18 protein-coding genes and 1 pseudogene are annotated in these 20553 nt (G+C 74.0%); 8 read left to right on the forward strand and 11 right to left on the reverse strand.

The genetic code is table 11. The features are described from left to right. Positions 1-83: 83 nt before the first annotated feature. On the forward strand, positions 84-1604 hold the full coding sequence (locus IE180_RS01020; protein ID WP_190154808.1) for a penicillin-binding transpeptidase domain-containing protein: 1521 nt from the start codon (positions 84-86) through the stop codon (positions 1602-1604). Positions 1605-1664: 60 nt separating this feature from the next. On the opposite strand, the gene IE180_RS01025 is transcribed toward IE180_RS01020, so the two are convergent. Both IE180_RS01025 and IE180_RS01030 read right to left on the reverse strand, forming a co-directional pair. After that, positions 1665-1820: a hypothetical protein gene (locus IE180_RS01025; protein WP_190154809.1), complete on the reverse strand. Its 156-nt coding sequence runs from the start codon at positions 1818-1820 to the stop codon at positions 1665-1667. 243 nt (positions 1821-2063) lie between these two features. After that, the gene (locus tag IE180_RS01030) at positions 2064-3176 is read right to left on the reverse strand and encodes a ferritin-like domain-containing protein (protein ID WP_190154810.1); all 1113 of its coding nucleotides are present in this window, start codon (positions 3174-3176) and stop codon (positions 2064-2066) included. A gap of 178 nt (positions 3177-3354) precedes the next feature. Here IE180_RS01030 and IE180_RS01035 point away from each other — a divergent pair, with 178 nt between their 5' ends. From IE180_RS01035 to IE180_RS01050, 4 genes are all read left to right on the forward strand, one after another. Beyond that, positions 3355-4077, forward strand: a complete 723-nt coding sequence (locus IE180_RS01035; protein ID WP_190154811.1) for a TetR/AcrR family transcriptional regulator — start codon at positions 3355-3357, stop codon at positions 4075-4077. A gap of 26 nt (positions 4078-4103) precedes the next feature. Then, positions 4104-4403, forward strand: coding sequence for a DUF8847 domain-containing protein (locus IE180_RS01040; RefSeq protein WP_190154812.1), 300 nt, complete (start codon positions 4104-4106; stop codon positions 4401-4403). A 75-nt stretch (positions 4404-4478) separates the two neighbouring features. After that, complete coding sequence (locus IE180_RS01045) at positions 4479-5906, forward strand: C40 family peptidase (RefSeq protein WP_190154813.1); 1428 nt, start codon at positions 4479-4481, stop codon at positions 5904-5906. 103 nt (positions 5907-6009) lie between these two features. Beyond that, positions 6010-7341 (forward strand): MFS transporter, encoded by a 1332-nt coding sequence (locus tag IE180_RS01050; RefSeq protein WP_190154814.1) that lies wholly within the window; start codon positions 6010-6012, stop codon positions 7339-7341. Here the strand turns inward: IE180_RS01050 and IE180_RS37315 are convergent. The 6 genes and pseudogenes from IE180_RS37315 to IE180_RS01075 all read right to left on the reverse strand — a co-directional run. Then, positions 7266-7478, reverse strand: a pseudogene (locus tag IE180_RS37315) (DUF6584 family protein); the annotation flags it as partial. The gene IE180_RS01050 and the pseudogene IE180_RS37315 sit on opposite strands and share 76 nt — an antisense overlap. A 112-nt stretch (positions 7479-7590) precedes the next feature. Continuing rightward, positions 7591-8826: a styrene monooxygenase/indole monooxygenase family protein gene (locus tag IE180_RS01055; RefSeq protein ID WP_190154815.1), complete on the reverse strand. Its 1236-nt coding sequence runs from the start codon at positions 8824-8826 to the stop codon at positions 7591-7593. A 47-nt stretch (positions 8827-8873) separates the two neighbouring features. Further along, positions 8874-9590, reverse strand: coding sequence for a GTP-binding protein (locus tag IE180_RS01060; RefSeq protein WP_190154816.1), 717 nt, complete (start codon positions 9588-9590; stop codon positions 8874-8876). Beyond that, entirely contained in the window at positions 9571-9984 is a 414-nt protein-coding gene (locus tag IE180_RS01065; protein ID WP_190154817.1) for a DUF742 domain-containing protein, read from the reverse strand. Before IE180_RS01065 ends, IE180_RS01060 begins: the two co-directional genes overlap by 20 nt. 5 nt (positions 9985-9989) lie before the next feature. Then, positions 9990-10481 carry a roadblock/LC7 domain-containing protein gene (locus IE180_RS01070; protein WP_190154818.1) on the reverse strand — a complete coding sequence of 164 codons (492 nt, stop codon included), beginning with the start codon at positions 10479-10481 and terminating at the stop codon, positions 9990-9992. Further along, complete coding sequence (locus tag IE180_RS01075; protein ID WP_229860232.1) at positions 10478-13489, reverse strand: sensor histidine kinase; 3012 nt, start codon at positions 13487-13489, stop codon at positions 10478-10480. The genes IE180_RS01070 and IE180_RS01075 overlap by 4 nt, the downstream gene beginning before the upstream one ends. Positions 13490-13860: 371 nt before the next feature. Here IE180_RS01075 and IE180_RS01080 point away from each other — a divergent pair, with 371 nt between their 5' ends. Beyond that, a complete protein-coding gene (locus IE180_RS01080; RefSeq protein ID WP_190154819.1) occupies positions 13861-14652 on the forward strand; it encodes a protein phosphatase 2C domain-containing protein in 792 nt (263 codons plus the stop codon). Positions 14653-14667: 15 nt separating this feature from the next. Here IE180_RS01080 and IE180_RS01085 read toward each other — a convergent pair whose 3' ends face one another. After that, complete coding sequence (locus IE180_RS01085) at positions 14668-15150, reverse strand: MarR family winged helix-turn-helix transcriptional regulator (protein WP_190154820.1); 483 nt, start codon at positions 15148-15150, stop codon at positions 14668-14670. A gap of 234 nt (positions 15151-15384) precedes the next feature. On the opposite strand from IE180_RS01085, the gene IE180_RS01090 reads away from it, so the two are divergent. Both IE180_RS01090 and IE180_RS01095 read left to right on the forward strand, forming a co-directional pair. Then, entirely contained in the window at positions 15385-16221 is an 837-nt protein-coding gene (locus IE180_RS01090) for a lysozyme (protein WP_190154821.1), read from the forward strand. A 192-nt stretch (positions 16222-16413) separates the two neighbouring features. Continuing rightward, the gene (locus tag IE180_RS01095) at positions 16414-17283 is read left to right on the forward strand and encodes a lytic polysaccharide monooxygenase auxiliary activity family 9 protein (protein ID WP_190154822.1); all 870 of its coding nucleotides are present in this window, start codon (positions 16414-16416) and stop codon (positions 17281-17283) included. Between the two features lie 63 nt (positions 17284-17346). Here IE180_RS01095 and IE180_RS01100 read toward each other — a convergent pair whose 3' ends face one another. Both IE180_RS01100 and lon read right to left on the reverse strand, forming a co-directional pair. Further along, positions 17347-17937, reverse strand: a complete 591-nt coding sequence (locus tag IE180_RS01100; protein ID WP_229860233.1) for a DUF4240 domain-containing protein — start codon at positions 17935-17937, stop codon at positions 17347-17349. Between the two features lie 110 nt (positions 17938-18047). Beyond that, the gene (gene lon, locus IE180_RS01105; protein WP_190154823.1) at positions 18048-20459 is read right to left on the reverse strand and encodes an endopeptidase La; all 2412 of its coding nucleotides are present in this window, start codon (positions 20457-20459) and stop codon (positions 18048-18050) included. Positions 20460-20553: the final 94 nt, after the last annotated feature.

Consider the following 20553-nt stretch of genomic DNA (forward strand, 5'->3'; position numbering starts at 1 on the left):
ACACCCCGGGAGACCGCCCGGCGACCGGCCCCGGCACCCGGAGGGACCGCCCGGCGGCCGGCTCCGGCGGACGGGGAGGTCCGATGGTCCGGTACATCCGGCGCGCGGCCGCGCTCTGTCTCGTCCTCCTGGTGGCGCTGCTCGTCAACGCCGCCCGGGTCATGGTCTTCGAGGCCGACTCCCTCGACGACGACCCGGCCAACCGGCGGATCGCGATCGAGCGGTACGCGAAGCCGCGCGGCGAGATCGTCGTCGACGGGAAGGCGGTGACCGGCTCCCGGGACAGCGGACAGCAGCTGCGCTGGGAACGGACCTACAAGCAGGGGCCGTTGTACGCGCCGCTGACCGGCTACGCCTCCCAGACGTACGGCACGACGCTCGTCGAGCACGCCGAGGACGCGATCCTGGCGGGCACCGACCCGATGCTGGCGCCGCTGCCCCTCTGGGACGACCTCACCCGCGGCCGGCAGCCCGGCGGCGACGTGGTGACGACGATCCGCGCCCCCCTGCAGGAGGCCGCCTTCCGGGGGCTCGACGGGAAGCGGGGCGCGGTCGTGGCGGTCGAGCCGTCCAGCGGCCGGATCCTGGCGCTCGTCAGCTCGCCCTCGTACGACCCGGGGGTGCTCTCCGGGACCGGGCAGGGCGTCAAGGACGCCTGGCGGCGGCTGAACGCCTCGCCGAACCAGCCGATGCTGAACCGGGCGCTGCGGCAGACGTACCCGCCGGGCTCCACCTTCAAGATCGTGACGGCCGCGGCGGCGCTGGACGCGGGGGTGGTGCGGGACGTGGACGCGCCGACGGACACCCCGGACCCGTTCGTGCTGCCCGGCACCCGGCAGGTGCTGCCGAACGAGGCGACGGGCTGCGGCGACGCGTCCCTCGCGTCGGCGATCCAGTGGTCCTGCAACACGGTGATGGCCGGACTGGGGGTGAAGGTGGGGCTGACGGAGATGGTCGACGCGGCGGAGCGGTTCGGCTTCAACGACACGGGGCTCCGGGTGCCGTCCTGGGTGGCGAGGTCCAACTTCGACCGCGCGATGAGCCCGGACCAGCTGGCGCTGTCGTCGATCGGGCAGTTCGACACGACGGCGACCCCGCTCCAGATGGCGATGGTGGCGGCGGCCGTCGCCAACAACGGGGAGATCGCCCACCCGTACCTCGTCGACCGCACGACGACCTCCCGCGGCACGACCGTGAACCGCACGGGCCGCCGCAGCTACCGGCAGGCGATGAACCCCGCGACGGCGATGCAGCTGCAGCGGCTGATGGTGCGGGCCGTGGAGGAGGGCACGGGCACGAACGCGGCGATCCCCGGGGCCCGGGTCGGCGGCAAGACGGGCACCGCCCAGCACGGTTTCGGCAACACGGGCACCCCGTACGCCTGGTTCATCGCCTGGGCGCAGGCGGACGACGCGGCCCAGCCGGCGGTGGCGGTGGCGGTCGTCGTCGAGGACGCGGAGGCCTCCCGCACGGACATCAGCGGGGGCGGCAGCGCGGCGCCGGTCGCGAAGGCGGTGATGGAGGAGGCGCTGAGACTGGAGGCGGAGGCGCGGAATCCGCAGCCCGCCCCCTCCGGGCCCCGGTCCGCCCCCTCCGGGCCGTAAGCCCGCTCCACCGGGCCCCACGCCCCTCCCGGCCCCCTGCCGCTGTCCCCTGCTCCGGTGTCAGCCGAGCGGCTTGCGGACCTCGGCGCGGATCCTGACCGTGGTCGCGGCGAGTCCGGCCAGGTCGACGTCCTCCGGGTCGGTGGTGGCCGTCTCGGGGGTGACGAGGGCGACGATCGCTCCGGCCGGCGGCTTCTTCTTCGGCGGCGGTCCCACGAGCGGCGGCCCCCAGGCGCCCGCGCCCGGCCCGGGGTACGGCGACGGGACGCCTTGCGGAGGGACGCCCTGAGGGGGGCATCCCTGCGGAGGAACGCCCTGAGGGGGATGCCCCTGCGGAGCCCCGAACGCGCCGGGCCGCCGCGGGGGCGGTACGGGGCCGCCGTACGGAGGGTGGGGCGGCGGGCTCGACGGTGGCGGCATGGCCATGACGGGCACGCTACGGCACCCTTACGGCCCCCCTCACTCCCCCTCCGCCGCCCCCTGCCCGATCGCGGCCTCCACCTCGGCGACCCGTTCCGCCTCCTCCGCCGCGAACCGTTCGCGGTCCAGCGCCTCCGCGATCTCCTCGTCCTGACTCATCAGCAGGTCGAGGTTGGAGTCGCCGAGGTCGAAGACGCCCATGTCCAGGTAGGCCTTCTGGAGGCGCTCGCCCCAGAGGCCGATGTCCTTGACGCAGGGGACGATCCGGCTGAAGAGGAGCTTGCGGAAGAGGTGCAGGAACTCGCTCTGCTCGCTGAGCTCCTCCGCCTCCTTCCTCGGGATGCCGAAGTCCTCCAGGACCTCGACCCCGCGCAGCCGGTCGCGCATCAGGTGGCAGCCCTCGATGACGAACTCCTCGCGCTCGCGCAGTTCGGCGTCGGTGAGCTGCTTGTAGTAGTCGCGCAGCGCCATCCGGCCGAAGGCGACGTGCCGGGCCTCGTCCTGCATCACGTACGCGAGGATCTGCTTCGGCAGCGGCTTGTCGGTGGTGTCGCGGATCATGCCGAAGGCGGCGAGGGCGAGTCCTTCGATGAGGACCTGCATGCCGAGGTAGGGCATGTCCCAGCGGGAGTCGCGCAGGGTGTCGTCGAGGAGGCCCTTGAGGTTGTCGTTGATCGGATACAGCATCCCGATCTTCTCGTGGAGGAAGCGGCCGTAGATCTCGGCGTGCCGGGCCTCGTCCATGGTCTGGGTGGCCGAGTAGAACTTGGCGTCCAGGTCGGGGACGGACTCGACGATCCTGGCGGCGCAGACCATGGCGCCCTGCTCGCCGTGGAGGAACTGGCTGAACTGCCAGGAGGCGTAGTGCCGGCGCAGGTCCCCCTTGTCCTTCTCGGTCATCTTCGCCCAGTGGCGGGTGCCGTGGAGGGTCAGGACCTCGTCGGGGGTGCCGAGCGGGTCGTACGGGTCGACCTCGATGCCCCAGTCGATCCGGGTGGCACCGTCCCACTGCTTGTCCTTGCCCTTCTGGTAGAGGGCGAGGAGGCGTTCGCGACCGTCGTCGTAGTCCCAGGAGAAGCGGGCGGCACCGGCGGCGGGCACCTCCCAGACGGATCCGGCGGGGGCGTTCACATAGAGGTCGTGCGTCGACACTGGCGACTCCTTCCGTCCGTTCGCAGCAGGCTCACACGTTGGTAGACGGATCGTCAACAAGTCGCGCACAGCCGCGCACGGGGGAAGGGCGGTCCTGCGCGCCCGGTGCGGGGCCCCCGCTCCGGAAGCCCCGGGGGACGCCACCCGAGGGACCGGCCCCGCGGTTACGCTGCGGTCCATGACGAGCGCCGCCACCCCCGCGTACCGCAGGCTCAGCGTCGAGGAGCGGCGCGGGCAGCTCCTCGAGACCGCCCAGGAGCTCTTCGCCCACCGCGCGCCCGAGGACGTCTCGCTCGACGACGTCGCCGAGGCGGCCGGCGTCTCGCGGCCCCTCGTCTACCGCTACTTCCCCGGCGGCAAGCAGCAGCTGTACGAGGTGGCCCTGCGTTCCTCCGCCGACGCCCTGAACCGCTGCTTCACCGAGCCGCCGGCCGGGCCTCCGACGGAGCGGCTCGGCCGGGTGCTCGACCGCTACCTGGCCTTCGTCGACGGGCACGACGCCGGGTTCAGCGCGCTGCTCCGCGGCGGCAGCGTCGCCGAGACCTCCCGGACCTCCGCGATCGTGGACGAGGTGCGCCGGGCCGCCGCCGAGCAGATCCTCGTCCACCTCGGGGCGGAGCGTCCGGGCCCCCGGCTCGACATGCTCGTCCGGACGTGGATCGCCGCCGTCGAGGCCGCCTCGCTCATCTGGCTCGACGGGGGGAAGCAGCCGCCGGCGGCGGAACTGCGGGACTGGCTCGTCGACCATCTCGTCGCCCTGCTCGCGGCGACCGCGGCGAGCGACGGGGAGACGGCGGGGGTCGTGAAGCGGCTCCTCGCGCAGGAGTCCCCCGAGGGGCCGGTGGCGGCGCTGGCCCGGCGGGTGATCCCGATGGCGGGCGAGGCGGCGCACCTGCTGTGAGTCCGGGGCCGGGGGAGACTGTGGGGGTGAAGAGCGAGAACACCCCCTTCCGCGGCGGCCCCCTCGACGGGCGGGTCCTGCCGATCCTGCTCGGCCCGACCGGCCACCCGCCGAAGTGGTACGAGGTCCCGGTCCCGGCGCACGACGGGCGCCCGCCGGCCCTGTACGCCTATCGGCGCGAGCCCGCGGGCTACACGAAGCGGCTCGGGCTCCAGCGCGGCTGGGTCTACGTGTACGTCCCCGAGGGGCGGGAGCGGCGCGAGCTGAAGTGGCCGTGGTCGAAGCCGACGCCGAAGCAGGAGCCGAGGCCGGAGCCGAACGAGTGACGCGGAGGGGCGCGCCCCGATTCGTACGGTAATCGCATGAAGTGACTTGTCATCATCCCCCGTGGAGGTGGTGACGTGTCACGAAGACTGCTGCGCACGGTCTGCACGGGGGCGCTCGCCGCGGCGACGGCGCTCACGGGGACGCTCCCGGCGGGCGCCGCCCCGGACCCGCCCGCGGCTCCCCCGGCGGAGGCCCCGATCGCCCGGGCGGACCCGGCGGCGGAACCGGTCGGCCCGGTCGACCCCGCCGCACCGGCCGCCACGGAAGCGGACGCGGGTTCGGATCCCGTGACGGGCCCGGTTCCCGGCCCGAGTCCCGCCACGAGTCCCGGCCAGAGCCCCGGCGCGGACCCCGTCGACCCGACGGCCCCGGCCGACCCCGCCCCCGTGCCCCCGCCCCCCTCCGCGCCCCCGTCCTCCCCCACCGCCGCTCCCCCCGTCGAGGACGACGCCGCCGCGCTCCCCGCCCCCGGCGGGAGCTCCGTCAGCGGGCTGCTCACCCGGCTGCGGACGCTGTACCAGCAGGCCGAGGCCGCGACCGAGCGGTACAACGCCGCGGAGGAGGCGCTGAAGCGCCAGGCCACCGACACGAAGAAGGTCACCGCCCGGCTCACCGCCGCCCGGACGGCGCTGGCGCAGGGCCGTGCCGCGGCCGGACGGATCGCCCGGGACCAGTACCAGGGCAGGTCCGCGTTCTCGTCGTTCCCCTCGTACGTCCGCCTGCTCTTCGCCGCGGACCCCCGGTCGGCCCTGGACCAGGAGCACCTGGTGGCCCGCGCGGCCCGCGACCGGGCCACCGCCGTCTCCCGGCTCACCAGGGCCGAGCGGCAGGCCGGCCGCCTCGCGAGCGCCTCCCGCAAGGCGCTGGACCGGCAGCAGGGGCTCGCCGCCGCGCAGCGCGCCCGGCGTGACGAGGCGCGGGCCAAGCTGCTCCAGGTGGAGAAGCTGCTCGCCGCCCTGTCGCCGGACCAGCTGGCCCGGATCACCGAGCTCGAACGGGTCCAGACCGCCGGCGCGCAGAGCGAGCTGCTCGGCTCCGGGGTCCTGGACGGCCCGCGCACCCCGTCCCGGGCGGGCGCGGAGGCGCTGCGCTTCGCGGTGGAGCAGATCGGCAAGCCGTACGAGTGGGGGGCGGAGGGCCCGGAGGCGTACGACTGCTCGGGGCTGACGCAGCAGGCGTGGGCGGCGGCCGGCCGGGAGCTGCCGCGGACCAGTCAGGAGCAGTGGGAGACCCTGCGCCGGGTGCCGCTGACCGAGCTCCGTCCGGGCGATCTGGTGGTCTACTTCCCGGGCGCGACCCATGTGGCCCTCTACCTGGGCGAGGGCCTGGTGGTGCAGGCCCCGCGTCCCGGCGGGAAGGTGAAGGTCTCCCCGCTCGCGGCGAACCCGGTGCTCGGGGCCGTACGGCCCGATCCGGAGGAGACGGCCCTGGAGAAGTACGTCCCGCCCGAGCTTCCGGCGGGCGCGGGGGACGGCGGGGACGAGGGCTACGACCGGAGCTGAACTCCCGCCGCCGCAAGGGGCCTTGCCCTCGAAAGTAATATGCAACAAGCTTACCGGGTCCTTACCGATGGCCGATCGCCCCTACCGGACGCGGAGCCCCGTCATGCCCGGACCCCTGCCGGACACCCGGCCTCAACGCGTGCTCGCCGCCTCGAACTTCGTCAACGCCGTCGGCAGCGGCCTCTTCCTGACCGCCGGAGTGCTGTACTTCACCCAGGCCGTGCGCCTCCCCGCCGCCACCGTGGGGTTCGGGCTCGGCGTCGCCGGACTGTTCTCACTGGTCGTGGGGATCGCCGTCGGCCACCTCGCGGACCGGCGCGGAGCGCGCGGGGTCCTGGTGTCCACGCTCGCGGTGCAGGCGCTCGCCACGGCGGCCTTCGTCCTCGCCGACGGCTTCTGGCCGTTCGTCCTCTCCGTCTCCGCGGCCACCGGCGCGAAGGCGGCGGGCCTCGCCGCCCGGGCGCCGCTCATCCGGCACCACGGAGGGGAGAGGCCGCAGGAGTTCCGCGCCCGTCTGCGGGCCGTGACCAACGTCGGCATCTCCTTCGGGGCGCTCCTCGCGGGGTGGGCGGTCCAGGTCGGCACGCCCGGCGCCTACCAGGTCCTGGTCGCCGGGAACGCCCTCGCGTTCGCGGCCTCCGCCGCCGTCCTGCTCCTGCTGCCGCCCGTCGCGCCCGCACCCGTCGCCCGCGGGCCCCGGTGGATCGCGCTGCGGGACCGGCCGCACCTGGCGCTCACCGCGCTCGACGGCGTCATGGCGATCCAGTTCAAGGTGCTCACCGTCGCGATCCCGCTCTGGCTGGTGGGGTCCACCGCCGCCCCGCACTGGCTGGTCTCCGGCACCATGCTCGCCAACACCGTCCTCGTCGTGGGCCTCCAGGTGCGGGCGAGCCGCGGCGTCGACTCGCCCCGGGCCGGCGGCCGCGCCTACCGGCGCGCGGGAGCGGCCTTCCTCGTCTCCTGCGCCCTGGTCCCGCTCTCCGCCGGGACGCCCGTCGCGGTGGCGGTGGTCCTGCTCCTGACCGCCGTGGTCGTCCACACGGTCGGCGAACTCTGGCACGCGGCGGGCGGTTTCGAGGTCTCGTACGCCCTCGCACCGCCCCGCGCCACCGGTCAGTACCTGGGCGTCTTCGGCCTGGGCGCCGGTCTCTCCGAGTCCCTCGGACCCGGGCTGCTCATCGCGCTCTGCATCGGCTGGGGCCGGCCCGGCTGGTTCGCCGTGGAGGCCCTCTTCGCCCTGACCGGCCTCCTGGCCCCGCTCGCCGTCCGGCGCGCGGAGGAGGACCGTCAGTCGCCGAGGAGCGAGATGACGCCGGGCACCCGGGCGCCCTCGAGGGCGACCGTCCCCAGCAGGCAGCCGGCGCCCACGACGAACCCGCCCAGCGACCAGCCGCCGGTGTCCGGCGCGCGCCCCTCGTCCGCGCCCTCCTCGTAGGAGGCGGGACCGTCCCGGGCGACGGGGCGCCCCGACTCCCCGGCGCGGACCGTCCGCACGGCCGCGAGCTGCCGCCCGGCGAACGCGGTGGCGGCCGACGCCTCGGGTCCGCGCCACGCGAGGGCCTCCGTGCGCCGCGCGGGAGACCCGTACCGCTCCTCGAAGGCGGCGGTCTCGTCCGGGCACCGGCCCTCTTCCCGTCGACGGCCGGCCCCTTCTCCTTCTCCGGGACCGGCCGTCGACGGGCCACTAGCCGGCGGCGACCTCGGCCAGGTACGCGTTCGTCTTCTCGGGGTCGAAGAAGAAGTTCTCGAAGTCCGCCGGGTCGTTGAAGCCGTTGGCGAAGCGGTCGGCGACGGGCTGGAGCTGTCCGGCCGCGCCGAGCAGGTTCAGGACGTGCTCCGGCGGGGGCGCCAGCATCGCGTTCGTCCACTTGGTGACGGGCTGGGCCGTCTTCCAGTAGCGGTCGAAGGCGCTCTGCATCCACTCCTCGTCGAAGGGCTCGTCGCCCCGCTCGACGATGGCGGCGAGGTACGCGGCGGCACACTTGGACGCCGAGTTGGAGCCCTGGCCGGTGATCGGGTCGTTGGCGACGACGACGTCGGCGACGCCGAGGACCAGTCCGCCGCCGGGGAGCCGGCCGATGGGGTTGCGGACGGTCGGCGCGTACCGGCCGGCGAGGGTGCCGCCCGCGTCGGTCAGCTCGACCTTCGTCGCCCGCGCGTACTCCCAGGGGGTGAACCTCTCCATCAGCTCCAGCGTCAGCGCCAGGTGCTCGGAGGGGTCCTTGACGCCCCGGAAGACGTCGAGCGGGCCGCCGGGGACACCCTCCCAGAAGAGGATGTCGGCGCGGCCGCCGGTGGTGAGGGTCGGCATGACGAAGAGCTCGCCGACGCCCGGGACGACGTTGCAGCGGACCGCGTCGAAGTCCGGGTGCTCGGGGCGCGGGCCGAGGCCGTGGACGTACGCGACGGCCAGGGCGCGCTGCGGCTCGCTGTACGGGGAACGGGACGCGTCCCGGCCGAACATGGAGACCAGCTCGCCCTTTCCGGCCGCGACGAGCACCAGGTCGTAGCCGCGGGAGAAGTAGTCCAGGTCGCCGACGGCCGCGCCGTGGATCACCAGCTGGCCGCCGCGCTGGGCGAAGGTGTCCATCCAGCCGGCCATCTTCACGCGCTGGTCGACCGACTGGGCGTAGCCGTCGAGCCTGCCGACCCAGTCGATCAGGCGGGCGGAGTCGGGGCCGGCGACGGAGACGCCGAGGCCCTGGATCTTCGGGGCCTGGGACTCCCAGAAGTTGAGACCGAGGTCCCGCTCGTGCTGGAGGGCGGTGTCGAACATGCACTGCGTGGACATGACCCGGCCGGCCCGGATCTCGTCCGCGGTCCGGTTCGACATGAGGGTGACCTCGTACCCCTGCGACTGGAGTCCGAGGGCGAGCTGCAGGCCGGACTGGCCGGCGCCGACTATGAGTATCTTCCGCATGGGCGGGGCTCCTGGCGTGACGGGTCGAACTGTTCGGGGGGGGCGGACTATTCGGGCGTGGCTTCGAGGGCGTGCGCGACCATCGCGAGCAGGGTCTCGACGACGCTGTACCGCTTGCGCGCGTCCATGATCACCACGGGCACGTGCGCGGGCACGGTCAGGGCCTCCCGCACGTCCTCCGCCTCGAACAGCTCGGTGCCCTCGAAGTGGTTGACGGCCACGATGTACGGCAGCCCGCAGCTCTCGAAGTAGTCGAGCGCCGGGAAGCAGTCGGTGAGCCGGCGGGTGTCGGCGAGCACGATCGCCCCGATCGCCCCGCGCACCAGGTCGTCCCACATGAACCAGAAGCGCTGCTGTCCCGGCGTGCCGAAGACGTACAGCACCAGGTCGTTGTCGAGGGTGATCCGGCCGAAGTCCATCGCCACCGTGGTGGTGAGCTTGTCCGGGGTGGCGGTGAGGTCGTCGGTGTCCTCGCTCGCCCGGGTCATCAGCGCCTCGGTCTGGAGGGGGGTGATCTCCGAGACGGCGCGGACGAAGGTGGTCTTGCCGACGCCGAAGCCGCCCGCGACGACGATCTTCGTCGCGATCGGGGCGCGGGAGTGGTCGAGCTGCCAGTCCTGGGCGCCCTCCTCGGTGTCCACCCCGTCGGTGGCGGCCTCCTCGGCGACCGGTTCGCGCGATGCGGACCCCGGCTGGGCGGGGATGCCGACGGCGACCGCCGGCGTTTCGGAGACGGCGGCGGCGTCAGAGACGACGGAGTCCACTCAGCACCCTTTCGAGGAGCGCGCGGTCGGGCTGCCCGGTGCCGTGACCGGTCCCGTACACACGGATCTTTCCCTGGTCGGCCAGGTCGCTGAGCAGCACCCGGACGACCCCCAACGGCATCTTCAGAAGTGCCGAGATCTCCGCGACCGTCCGCATCCGGCGGCAGATCTCGACGATGGCCCGCATCTCCGGCATCAGGCCGCGGGCCGCGGGCCCCCCGTCCGTAAGGACCTTGCGGGTGGCGGGCGCTTCGAGCGCGGCCACGAAGGTCTCGACGAGCAGGACGTGACCGAAGCGGGTCCGGCCGCCGGTCAGCGAGTAGGGGCGCACGCGCGCGGGGCGCCGTCCCCCTCCCCGTACCGGCAGCTTGAAGGCGTGATGCGCCGAGGACATGGCCGTCACCGGGTGCTCTCCATCGATTTGCGCAGCTCGCTGCGGACTTCGGGGGTGAGTACGTGACCGGCGCGGCCCACGAAGAGCGCCATGTGGTACGCCACGACGCTCATGTCGCAGTCGGGCGTGGCGTGCACGCCGAGCAGCGAGCCGTCGCTGATCGACATGACGAAGACGCTGCCCTCCTCCATCGCCACCATCGTCTGCTTGACGCCACCGCCGTCCATCAGCCGGGCCGCCCCGATGGTGAGGCTGCCGATGCCGGAGACGATGGTGGCCAGATCGGCGCTGGAGCCGCGCGGCCCGTCGGGACGCCCGGCGCCCGTGGTGGCCGCCGGGGCCTGCTGGGTGGCCGGATCCGACGAGAGCAGCATCAGGCCGTCGGAGGAGACGACGGCCACCGAGCGGACCCCCGGGACCTCCTCCACCAGATTCCCCAGCAACCACTGCAGGTTGCGGGCTTCCGTGCTCAGTCCGAACGTTCCCGTCGCGGTCAACTGCGTGCCTCCTCGACTGTGTCCCCCGTCTTCTCCCCTGTACGTGCGGTCTTCGTGGCTTCCGTGCGCGCCGCGCCCAGCTCCGCCTCCACGTCCCGGCGCCCCGCCTTGGCGCCCTGGTGGAAGCCTCCGAGCCGGCGGCGCAGTGCCTCCGCGTCCACGCCGCCCTGGCGGGGCGTGGTGGGGGCGGAGGGCTGGCGGACCACCTGCGGGGTGCGCTTGGGCAGCCCCTTGTCGGTGACCCGCTCCCACTGCGCGGGGCGCGGACCGGGCACCGTCCCGTCGGCGGGGGCCGCCTCCACGGGGGTCGCCTCCAGAGGGGCCGCCTCCACGGGGGCCGCCTCCAGAGGGGCCGCCTCCACGGGGGCCGCCTCCAGAGGGGCCGCCTCCACGGGGGCCGCCTCCACGAAGGTCGCCTCCAGGGGGGCCGCCTCCTCGCCGTCGGCGGCGCGCTCGTGGGCGTCCGGCTCCGGCGGCGGGTCGGGCAGCCGGACCTGGAGCGTGGTCTCGGAGACGGACTCGACGGGCCCGGTGGGCTCGACGGGCCCGTACGGCGCCTCGGGCGCGGCTTCCGGCTCGGGGGCGTACGCGGGCTCGGGCGCCGACTGCTCGGGCTCCGGGGCGTACGCGGGCGTGTGGGCCGCTCCCTGTTCCGGGGCGTACGGCGCCTCGGGCGAGGCTTCCGGCTCGGGGGCGTGCGGCGGGTCCTGCTCCCGGTGCTGTTCCGCCCCCGTCGCCAGGAACGCGGCCTCCGCCGCCTCCACGAGGGGGTCGCGGTGCCGGGGCGGCAGGGTGTTGGAGTTGGCCTCCGCGACCGAGCCGGGCAGCTGGATCGCGGGCGCGGAGCCGGCGACCCGCACGGGCTCCGACACGGCCGTCGGCGGGGTGGTCGGCAGCAGGGGCAGCGGCAGGACCACGACGGCCGCCGTGCCCCCCGGCTTCTGCTCGCGCAGCTCGACGCGCACCCCGTGGCGGGCGGCGAGCAGGGCGATGACCCGCATGCCGAGTCCCTCGCCCTCGAAGGCCTCCGGGTCGGCCTCGGCGAGGCGCGCGTTGAGCTCGGCGGACCGGGCGGCGGTCATGCCGATGCCCGAGTCCTGCACGGAGAGCATCACCTCGCCGCTCTCCAGGAGCCAGCCGGAGAGCTGGACCTCGGCGTCGGGCGGCGAGAAGGAGGTGGCGTTCTCCAGGAGCTCCGCCACCAGGTGGCTCAGGTCGTCCGCGGCGAAGCCGGCGACCTGGGCGTGCGGCGGCAGCGACTGGATGGTGACCCGCTCGTACCGCTCGATCTCGCTGACGGCCGCGCGCAGCACGTCGACGAGCGGGACGGGCCCGGCGTGGCCGTGGACGTGCTCGTGGCCGGCGAGGACGAGGAGGTTCTCGCTGTGGCGGCGCATGACGGTCGCCATGTGGTCGAGCTTGAAGAGGGTCGCGAGGCGGTCCGGGTCCTGCTCGCGCTCCTCCAGTTTCTCGATGACGCCGAGCTGCCGCTCGACGAGCCCGAGGCTGCGCAGCGAGAGGTTGACGAAGGTGTGGTGGACGGTGCCCCTGAGCCGTTCGAGGTCGGCGGTGAGGAGGGCGACCCGGCCCTGGAGGTCGGCGCGCTGGGTGGCGAGTTCCGCGCCGACGGCTTCCTTGGCGGCGGCCAGGTCGGCGCGCTCGTCGGTGAGCCGCTCGGTCTGCGCGGCGAGGCCGGCGAGCTTGCCGTGCAGGGCGTTGAGGGAGCGGACGACCTGGGCGAACTCGTCGTTGCGGCCGGTGAAGCGGATCGCTTCCTCGGTGTGCGGCTCGGGGGCCGCGGCGAGCCGGGCGGCGCCGAGGCGGAGCACGGCGAGCGGCCGGGTGAGGGTGCGGGCGACGTAGGTGGAGACGCCGACCGCGACGAGGAGGCAGCCGCCGAGGAAGGCGACGCGCAGTTCGAGGGCGGTGACGTCGTCGTCGCGGAGCGCGGCGAGGCGTTCGACCCGCTGGGTGGCGAGGGCGGACTCGACGCCGCGCATCTGCTCGATGCGGGCGGAGAGGGCGGACTCCAGGGCGACCGGGTCCGTGCCGCGCTCGGCGTCGGTCAGCTTGGGCTGGTCGGTGAGGCTGGCGAGGGCGAGTTCGGCGGTCTTGACGTCGGGGCCGGTGACGGTGGCCGCGAGGGAGTCGCGGGCGGTGGAACCGGCGGCCTGGTCGAAGTCGCCGAGGGCGGCGAGCTCGCGGACGCGGGCCTGCTGGGCGGCCGCGGTGAGGCCGTCGCGGGCCCGGTCGGCCTCGGCGGCGCCCTCGGGCTCGTCGGCGACGTAGGTGCCCGTCCGGGGGTCGTAGTGGACGCCCCCCGTGGGCTCGGGCTGCGGTACGGAGAGCGCGCCGAGGAGCAGGCCGCGGGTGGCGGAGGCCTGTTCGACGGCGCGGCCGAGGGCGGCGGGGGCGCGGGTGGCCCCGGTCAGCGCGGCGTCGGAGGCGCGGGCCGGGGTCTTGTCGGCCAGCTCGTCGGCGAGGGCCTGGAGCTTGCCGATGACGTCGGTGTACGCCTTGTGGGCCTCCAGGGCCGTGCCCTTGCCGGTGAGGGCGGTGCGGCGGACGGAGGGGACGCCGGCGAGGTCGCGGCGGAGTTCGGCGGGGGCGGCGGCCCGGATCTCGTCGATCTGGCGGTCGACGCGGGTGGAGCGCGCGTCGGTGACCTTCCGCCGGTGCTTGGCGTCGCCGGTCTGGGTCTCGCGTCCGGCGGCGATGTACGCCACGACCTCGTCGCGCTCGTCGGCGAGGGAGTGCGCGAGGGTGACGGCCTGCCGGTCGAGTTCGGCGAGGGTGACGAGGCGCTGGGACTCGGTGAGCTCGGCGGAGGCGGCGAGGATCGCGGGGGCTCCGGCGGCGAGGACGGTGACGCCGACGAGGGCGACGCCGGCGACCAGCCGGTTGCGGACGCGCTTGGGCCGACCGGCGGGGGCCTGCGGCTCACCGGTGGTCTGGCTCTGCGTGCCGTTGTTGCTCCGAGGCCGCTTCTTCTGCACCGGTGCTCGCATTCTTGATTCGTCCGCCGATGAAGCAGAGGTGACGGCCGGTCACATGGAGCGCCCCCACCCCTGGTACGGCTTCCGACCATTCCAGCGCTTCTGGCAGGGGGACGGGCATCGGCCGCTCCGCCACCCGAACGAGTGAACAACACTCGGCAGTTGGCGAACAACTTCCGGAGGCGTATTCCAGGGGCTCGCGCGGGGCGCCGGTTGGATCTTCCGGGCGGCCTTTGGCAGGATGCGCGCCCGCAGTTTCCCGGAGGTGCCCCTTCCGCCTCTCGGGCCGCGTCCGCGAGGTTGGTACAGGCCTTTTCCGGTCATTTGCAGGTCTCGTGAAGGAGTTCCGGGAAGGACGCGCGGGGGCGGGCAGACTGGACGCCATGCGCAGCGAAGTCGCCTCCCTCCCCGGCAGCCCCGAACGCCCCAATGAGGACTGGGTGGCCACCGTTCCGTCCAGCTCGGACGGCGGAGGGGCGGTCGTCCTGCTCGACGGCGTGACGCCTCCCGCCGGCGATGACGGTTGTGTGCACACGGTCCCGTGGTTCACCGCGCGACTGGGCGGAGCTTTGACCGAACTGTCCGGTTCTCGCCGGGACATGTCCCTGTCCGAGATCCTGTCGCTGGCGATCCGGCGCACCGCGGACGCCCACCGCGACACCTGTGACCTTTCTCACGTGCGAACGCCCCAGGCGACCGTGGTGCTCGCCCGCTGGGACGAGGCCCGGGTCGAGCACCTCGTCCTCTCCGACTCCGCCCTCCTCCTGGAGGCCCCCGACGGGACGGTGCGGGCGGTGCTCGACGACCGGCTCGACCGGGTGCCGGACGAGGTGCGCCGCTCGCTGGAGGCGACGGACCGGCTGCGGAACCGCGCGGGCGGCTTCTTCACCGCGGCGGCCGACCCCGCGGTCGCGGCGCGGGCGGTGACCGGGGCGACCCCGCGCGCGGAGGTACGGGCCCTGGCGGCGCTCACGGACGGGGCGAGCCGCTGGGTGGAGCTGTTCGGCGAGGGCGACTGGGCGGACTGCTTCGGCGTGCTGCGCGAGGAGGGCCCGGCCGGTCTGCTCCACCGGGTGCGGGTCCTGGAGGCGGGCGACGCGCGGGTGGGCGGGCCGCGCCGCTGGAAGCTCCACGACGACGCGACCGCGGTGTACGCGGAGCTGTGGGACCGCTGAGCGGCGGCCCGGGCGTCAGCCTTCCGAGCGGACGTTGAAGTGGTGCAGGAGGCGGGCCAGTTCGGCGACCTCGGCACGGTCCCAGTCGGCGAGTTTGCGGACGTAGCGTTCGCGCCGGGCGTCGCGGACGCTGCGGAAGCGGCTGCGGCCCTCCTCGGTGAGGCGGACCAGCGAGGCGCGGCCGTCCGCGGGGTCGGGGTCGCGGGCGACGAGTCCGAGGTCCTCCAGGGCGCGGAGCTGGCGGCTCATGGTGGCCTTGCCGACGCCGAAGTAGCCGGCGAGTTCGGTGGCCCGCTGGGGTCCGGCGTCGTCGAGGCGCACGAAGAGGCCGTAGGCGGCCGGCTCCAGTTCGGGGTGGACCTCGCGGGCCATCTCGCCGGACTGGGCGCGGGCGCGGCGCAGGAAGACCGCCAGCTCCCGCTCGAGGGCGAGGAATTCCTGGTCCACACCACCTCCGGCGGTGACCCGGCCTTCGTTTCCCGTACCGCTTCCGTGCACGTCAGCACCTCCCGCGCGCTTTCCGGTCGCTGAAAGTTTCTCGCCGGGGCGCCCATCGCCGCAGCTCCTTCAGTATTTCGCAGGCGTAGACCAACGGCGGCGACCGGGCCCTCTTCCGTGGGCGGGTCTACGTGCGTAGCGTCTTTCGCGGCAGCCCTGAATGACATGTTCATTCCAGGCCATGTCGCGGGTTCTGCCGCCCCCCGCTCCCACCGAGCCTTTCGGAGGCACGCAATGCGTGTGCACAGATCCGGAACGACCCTCGCCGGCGCCGCCCTCGCGGCCCTGACCCTCCTCCCCCTCGGCCTCTCCGGCACCGCCACCGCCGCCCAGGACCCGGGCGCCCGGCAGGCGGTCCCCCCGCGCGGCTCCGCCTACATGGGCATGGGCGTGATCGCGCACGACGGCCAGGGCGCCAAGCCCGGCGGCGCCTCCACCCTGGCCACGCAGACGGAAGGCGTGGACGTCTCCAGCCACAACGGCAACGTGGCCTGGTCCACGCTGTGGAACAGCGGCGTGAAGTGGGCCTACGTCAAGGCGACCGAAGGCACGTACTACAAGAACACCTACTTCACCCAGCAGTACAACGGCTCCTACGACGTCGGCATGATCCGCGGCACGTACCACTTCGCCACCCCGGACACGACGACCGGAGCCGCCCAGGCCGACTACTTCGTCAACAACGGCGGCGGCTGGTCGAGGGACGGCAGGACCCTGCCGGGCGTGCTGGACATCGAGTGGAACCCGTACGGCGCGACCTGCTACGGCAAGACGGCGTCCGGGATGGTCGCCTGGATCCAGGACTTCGTGAACCGCTACCGGTACCGGACCGGCCGCGACCCGGTGATCTACACGGCCACCAGCTGGTGGAAGCAGTGCACCGGAAACTCCCCGGCCTTCGGCTCCACCAACCCGCTGTGGATCGCGCGGTACGCCTCCGAGGTCGGCGAACTCCCCGCCGGCTGGCCTTACCACACGATCTGGCAGTACACCTCCTCCGGTCCGACGGTCGGCGACCACAACCACTTCAACGGGGACTACTCGCGCGTGCAGGCACTCGCGAACGGCTGAGCCGCCCCTCCGCCCGACGGCGGCCTCCCGGGTGCGGCGGCGCCCGGGAGGCCGCCTTTTTCCGTCCCTCCCCTTGCTCATTGGTATGGACCAATGCGAGGCTTCCTCCGCCGGACGCCCGGGGGCCAACTCCCCTGCGTCCGCAGCGCGTTGCTCACCCGTACTCCCCCACGCACGAGAGAGAGCCCCCGCATGCCGTCCTCCCGCCGTACCGTCACCGGCGCCGCAGCCCTGTCCGCCGCCGCGGCCCTGGTCAGCCTCACCCCCGCCACCGCGAGCGCCCACGGGGCCGTCTTCAACCCCGTGAGCCGGGTGGCGGCCTGCTACGCCGAAGGTCCCGAGACGCCCAAGTCGCAGGTGTGCAAGGACCTCGTCGCCGACTCCGGCACCCAGCCGCTCTACGACTGGAACGAGGTCAACATCGCCGACGCCGCCGGCCGGCACCAGGCCCTCATCCCGGACGGCAGGCTCTGCTCGGCCAACCGCGAGAAGTACCGGGCCCTGGACTGGGCGCGCACCGACTGGCCGGCCACGGCCGTCGCCGCCGGCTCCTTCGACTTCAGGTTCCGGGTGACGGCCCCGCACTCGGGCACGATGACCGTCTACATCACCAAGGCCGGGTTCGACCCCACCCGCCCCCTGAAGTGGTCGGACCTGGACCCGACCCCCGTCGCCGTCTACGCCACCGGCCGCACCGCCACCGACGGCTACTACGCCTTCACGGGCACCCTCCCGGCCCGCACCGGCCGCCACGTCGTCTACAAGATCTGGCAGCGCAACGACAGCCCCGAGGCCTTCTACAGCTGCTCGGACGTCACCTTCGGCGGCACGACGACGGGGGCCCAGGCCCCGACCGAGGCGAAGATCGCGGCCGGCGCCGAGCTGTCCACCGTGAGCCACGCGGGCCACGGCGGCGACGAGCGGCCCCCGGCCCTGTCCGCCGACACCACCGGGGCCCCCTCCTCGCCGCTGCCGACGGCCCTCGCGGGCGCGGGCGCCCTCGCCGTCTTCGCGGCGGGCAGCCTGCTCCTGGGCCGCCGCCGCGGCACGTCCGCCTCCTGAGGTCGCGGGGGCGCCTCCCGAGACGCCGGGGCGCCTCCCGACCTCGCGCGGCTCCTCCGGCTCCTAGGAGCCGGAGGAGAGCGGGAAGAGGGCGGTGAGCCGGGGCAGTGCCGAGGCCTCCGGCCGGGCCCCCCGGACCTCCTCGTCCTCGTCCCACTCCCCCGCCGCCTCCGCGGCGTCCTCCGCCTCCTCGACGGCGTCGAGGAACTCCTCGCCGTCGTCGTCCTCCTGGCCCGTCAGCTCGTCGTACGCGTCCTGGGCGACGTAGTCGAGCTCCTCCCACTCGGGCCACTCGTCGTCGTCCCACTCGTCGTGGTGCCGTCCCACGAGCACGCGCACCCCGGGCACGTCCGCCAGCGCGTCCGGGTCGGCGAGGACCGACTCGTACGCCTTCCGGCCCTGGCCCACCAGCCACAGCGTGAAGTAGTGGAAGCCGTCGTCCGTGCAGGCACCGCCCTCGATCCGGTTCGCCGCCGTCCACATCGCGCGCGTGTCGGCCCTCTCGCACGCCCGCTCCAGACGCACCTGGAAGTCCACGCTCTCGGCCACCGGACGCCGCACCAGCTCCGCCCGCAGCCACTCCAGGCGTTCGTCCCGGTCGCCGGACCGGCGGCTCAACTCGTCGATGAGAGCCCAGAAGGCGTCGTCGTTCATGCGTACGAGCATGCCAGCCCCGACTGACATCCGGGTAACGAGATCCGGGCGCGGGACCCGGGCGCGCCGGAGCGGGGTGCCCCGGAAGGGCACCCCGCTCACCGGGGGAGTTACGCGGCCACCTCCACCGGCACCACCGCCGGCGCGAGGGCGATCTCCAGGACCTGGCGGACGTCCGTCACCGGGTGGACCTCCAGCTTCTCCAGGATCTCGGCCGGGACGTCGTCCAGGTCGGCCTCGTTCCGCTTGGGGATCACGACGGTCGTGATGCCCGCCCGGTGCGCGGCGAGGAGCTTCTGCTTCACGCCGCCGATCGGCAGCACCCGGCCGGTGAGGGAGACCTCGCCGGTCATGGCCACGTCCGTGCGGACGAGCCGGCCGCTCAGCAGGGAGGCGAGGGCGGTCGTCATGGTGATGCCCGCGCTCGGCCCGTCCTTGGGCACCGCGCCCGCCGGGAAGTGGATGTGCACGCCCCGGTCCTTCAGACCGGTGACGGGCAGCTCCAGTTCCGCGCCGTGCGAGCGGAGGAAGGAGAGCGCGATCTGCGCCGACTCCTTCATCACGTCGCCCAGCTGGCCGGTGAGGGTCAGGCCGGCGGCGCCCGTCTCCGGGTCGGCGAGGGACGCCTCCACGAAGAGGACGTCACCGCCCGCGCCGGTCACGGCGAGCCCGGTGGCGACGCCCGGCACGGCCGTCCGCCGCTCCGCCGGGTCCTGGGCCGACTCCGGCACGTGGTGCGGGCGTCCGATGAACTCCCGCAGGCCGTCGGGACCGACCGTGAACGGCAGTTCCCGGTCGCCCAGTTCGTGCTGGGCCGCGATCTTGCGGAGCAGCCGGGCGATCGAGCGTTCCAGGGTGCGGACGCCGGCCTCGCGGGTGTACTCGCCGGCCAGCTTCCGCAGCGCGGCCTCCTCCAGGACGACCTCGCCCGGTTCCAGACCGGCCCGCTCCAGCTGGCGCGGGAGCAGGTGGTCACGGGCGATGACGACCTTCTCGTCCTCCGTGTAGCCGTCGAGGCGCACCAGCTCCATGCGGTCCAGGAGCGCCTCGGGGATGGCTTCGAGGACGTTGGCGGTGGCCAGGAAGACGACGTCGGAGAGGTCGAGCTCGACCTCCAGGTAGTGGTCGCGGAAGGTGTGGTTCTGCGCGGGGTCGAGGACTTCGAGGAGCGCAGCCGCGGGGTCGCCGCGGAAGTCGGAGCCGACCTTGTCGATCTCGTCGAGCAGGACCACCGGGTTCATCGAGCCGGCCTCCTTGACGGCGCGGACGATCCGGCCGGGCAGGGCGCCGACGTACGTCCGCCGGTGACCGCGGATCTCCGCCTCGTCGCGCACGCCGCCGAGGGCGACCCGGACGAACTTCCGGCCCATGGCGTGGGCCACCGACTCCGCGATCGACGTCTTGCCGACGCCGGGCGGGCCGACGAGGGCGAGGACGGCACCGCCGCGGCGGCCGCCGACGACGCCGAGGCCGCGGTCGGAGCGCCGCTTGCGCACCGCGAGGTACTCGGTGATCCGTTCCTTCACGTCGTCGAGGCCGGCGTGCTCGGCGTCCAGGACCGCGCGGGCGCCCCGGATGTCGTACTCGTCCTCGGTCCGCTCGTTCCACGGCAGTTCGAGGACGGTGTCGAGCCAGGTGCGGATCCAGGAGCCCTCCGGGGACTGGTCGCTGGCCCGCTCCAGCTTCTCGACCTCCTTGAGGGCGGCCTCGCGCACCTTCCCGGGCAGGTCGGCGGCCTCCACGCGGGCGCGGTAGTCGTCGGACTCGTCGCCCTCGGACTCGCCGTTGAGTTCGCGGAGTTCCTTGCGGACGGCTTCGAGCTGGCGGCGGAGCAGGAACTCGCGCTGCTGCTTGTCGACGCCCTCCTGGACGTCCTTGGCGATGGTCTCGGCGACCTCCTGCTCGGCGAGGTGCTCGCGGAGCTGGGCGGTGGCGAGCTTGAGGCGGGCGACCGGGTCGGCGGTCTCCAGGAGCTCGACCTTCTGCTCGACGCTGAGGAAGGGCGAGTAGCCGGAGTTGTCGGCGAGGGCGCCGACGCCGTCGATCTGCTGGACGCGGTCGACGACCTGCCAGGCGCCGCGCTTCTTGAGCCAGCTGGTGGCCAGCGCCTTGTACTCCTTGACCAGTTCGGTCACGGCGCCGGGCAGCGGGTCGGGCAGGGTCTCCTCGACGGTGCTGCCCTCGACCCACAGGGCGGCACCGGGGCCGGTCGTGCCGGCACCGATGCGGACGCGGCCGAGGCCGCGGATCAGCGCGCCGGGGTCGCCGTCGGACAGACGGCCGACCTGCTCGACGATGCCCAGGACGCCGGTGGCCGCGTAGGTTCCGTCGACGCGCGGCACCAGCAGGACACGGGGCTTGCCCGTGCCCGTGCGGGCCGCGGCCTGGGCGGCCTCGACGGCGGCCCGTACGTCGGTGTCGGACAGGTCCAGCGGCACCACCATTCCGGGCAGCACGACCTCGTCGTCGAGCGGCAGCACAGGCAGAGTGAGCGGCACGGACGCCATGGACTCAGAAGCCATGATCTCCCCTTCGGCAGTCAAGTTGAGCTACACGCACTCAATGCTTGTGAGCCCCGGGATGTTCCCGGACGTCCGTTCGCTCTGAGCGATCACC

The sequence above is a fragment of the Streptomyces litmocidini genome (assembly GCF_014649755.1).
GTDB lineage: Bacteria > Actinomycetota > Actinomycetes > Streptomycetales > Streptomycetaceae > Streptomyces > Streptomyces litmocidini.

What these genes read in the sequence shown, in the direction of transcription:
- IE180_RS01020 (WP_190154808.1), top strand. Translation starts at nt 84, where the DNA reads ATGGTCCGGTACATCCGGCGCGCGGCCGCGCTCTGTCTCGTCCTCCTG.
- IE180_RS01035 (WP_190154811.1), top strand. Translation starts at nt 3,355, where the DNA reads ATGACGAGCGCCGCCACCCCCGCGTACCGCAGGCTCAGCGTCGAGGAG.
- IE180_RS01050 (WP_190154814.1), top strand. Translation starts at nt 6,010, where the DNA reads ATGCCCGGACCCCTGCCGGACACCCGGCCTCAACGCGTGCTCGCCGCC.
- IE180_RS01055 (WP_190154815.1), bottom strand. Translation starts at nt 8,826, where the DNA reads ATGCGGAAGATACTCATAGTCGGCGCCGGCCAGTCCGGCCTGCAGCTC.
- IE180_RS01065 (WP_190154817.1), bottom strand. Translation starts at nt 9,984, where the DNA reads ATGTCCTCGGCGCATCACGCCTTCAAGCTGCCGGTACGGGGAGGGGGA.
- IE180_RS01075 (WP_229860232.1), bottom strand. Translation starts at nt 13,489, where the DNA reads ATGCGAGCACCGGTGCAGAAGAAGCGGCCTCGGAGCAACAACGGCACG.
- IE180_RS01080 (WP_190154819.1), top strand. Translation starts at nt 13,861, where the DNA reads ATGCGCAGCGAAGTCGCCTCCCTCCCCGGCAGCCCCGAACGCCCCAAT.
- IE180_RS01090 (WP_190154821.1), top strand. Translation starts at nt 15,385, where the DNA reads ATGCGTGTGCACAGATCCGGAACGACCCTCGCCGGCGCCGCCCTCGCG.
- IE180_RS01095 (WP_190154822.1), top strand. Translation starts at nt 16,414, where the DNA reads ATGCCGTCCTCCCGCCGTACCGTCACCGGCGCCGCAGCCCTGTCCGCC.
- IE180_RS01100 (WP_229860233.1), bottom strand. Translation starts at nt 17,937, where the DNA reads ATGAACGACGACGCCTTCTGGGCTCTCATCGACGAGTTGAGCCGCCGG.
- lon (WP_190154823.1), bottom strand. Translation starts at nt 20,459, where the DNA reads ATGGCTTCTGAGTCCATGGCGTCCGTGCCGCTCACTCTGCCTGTGCTG.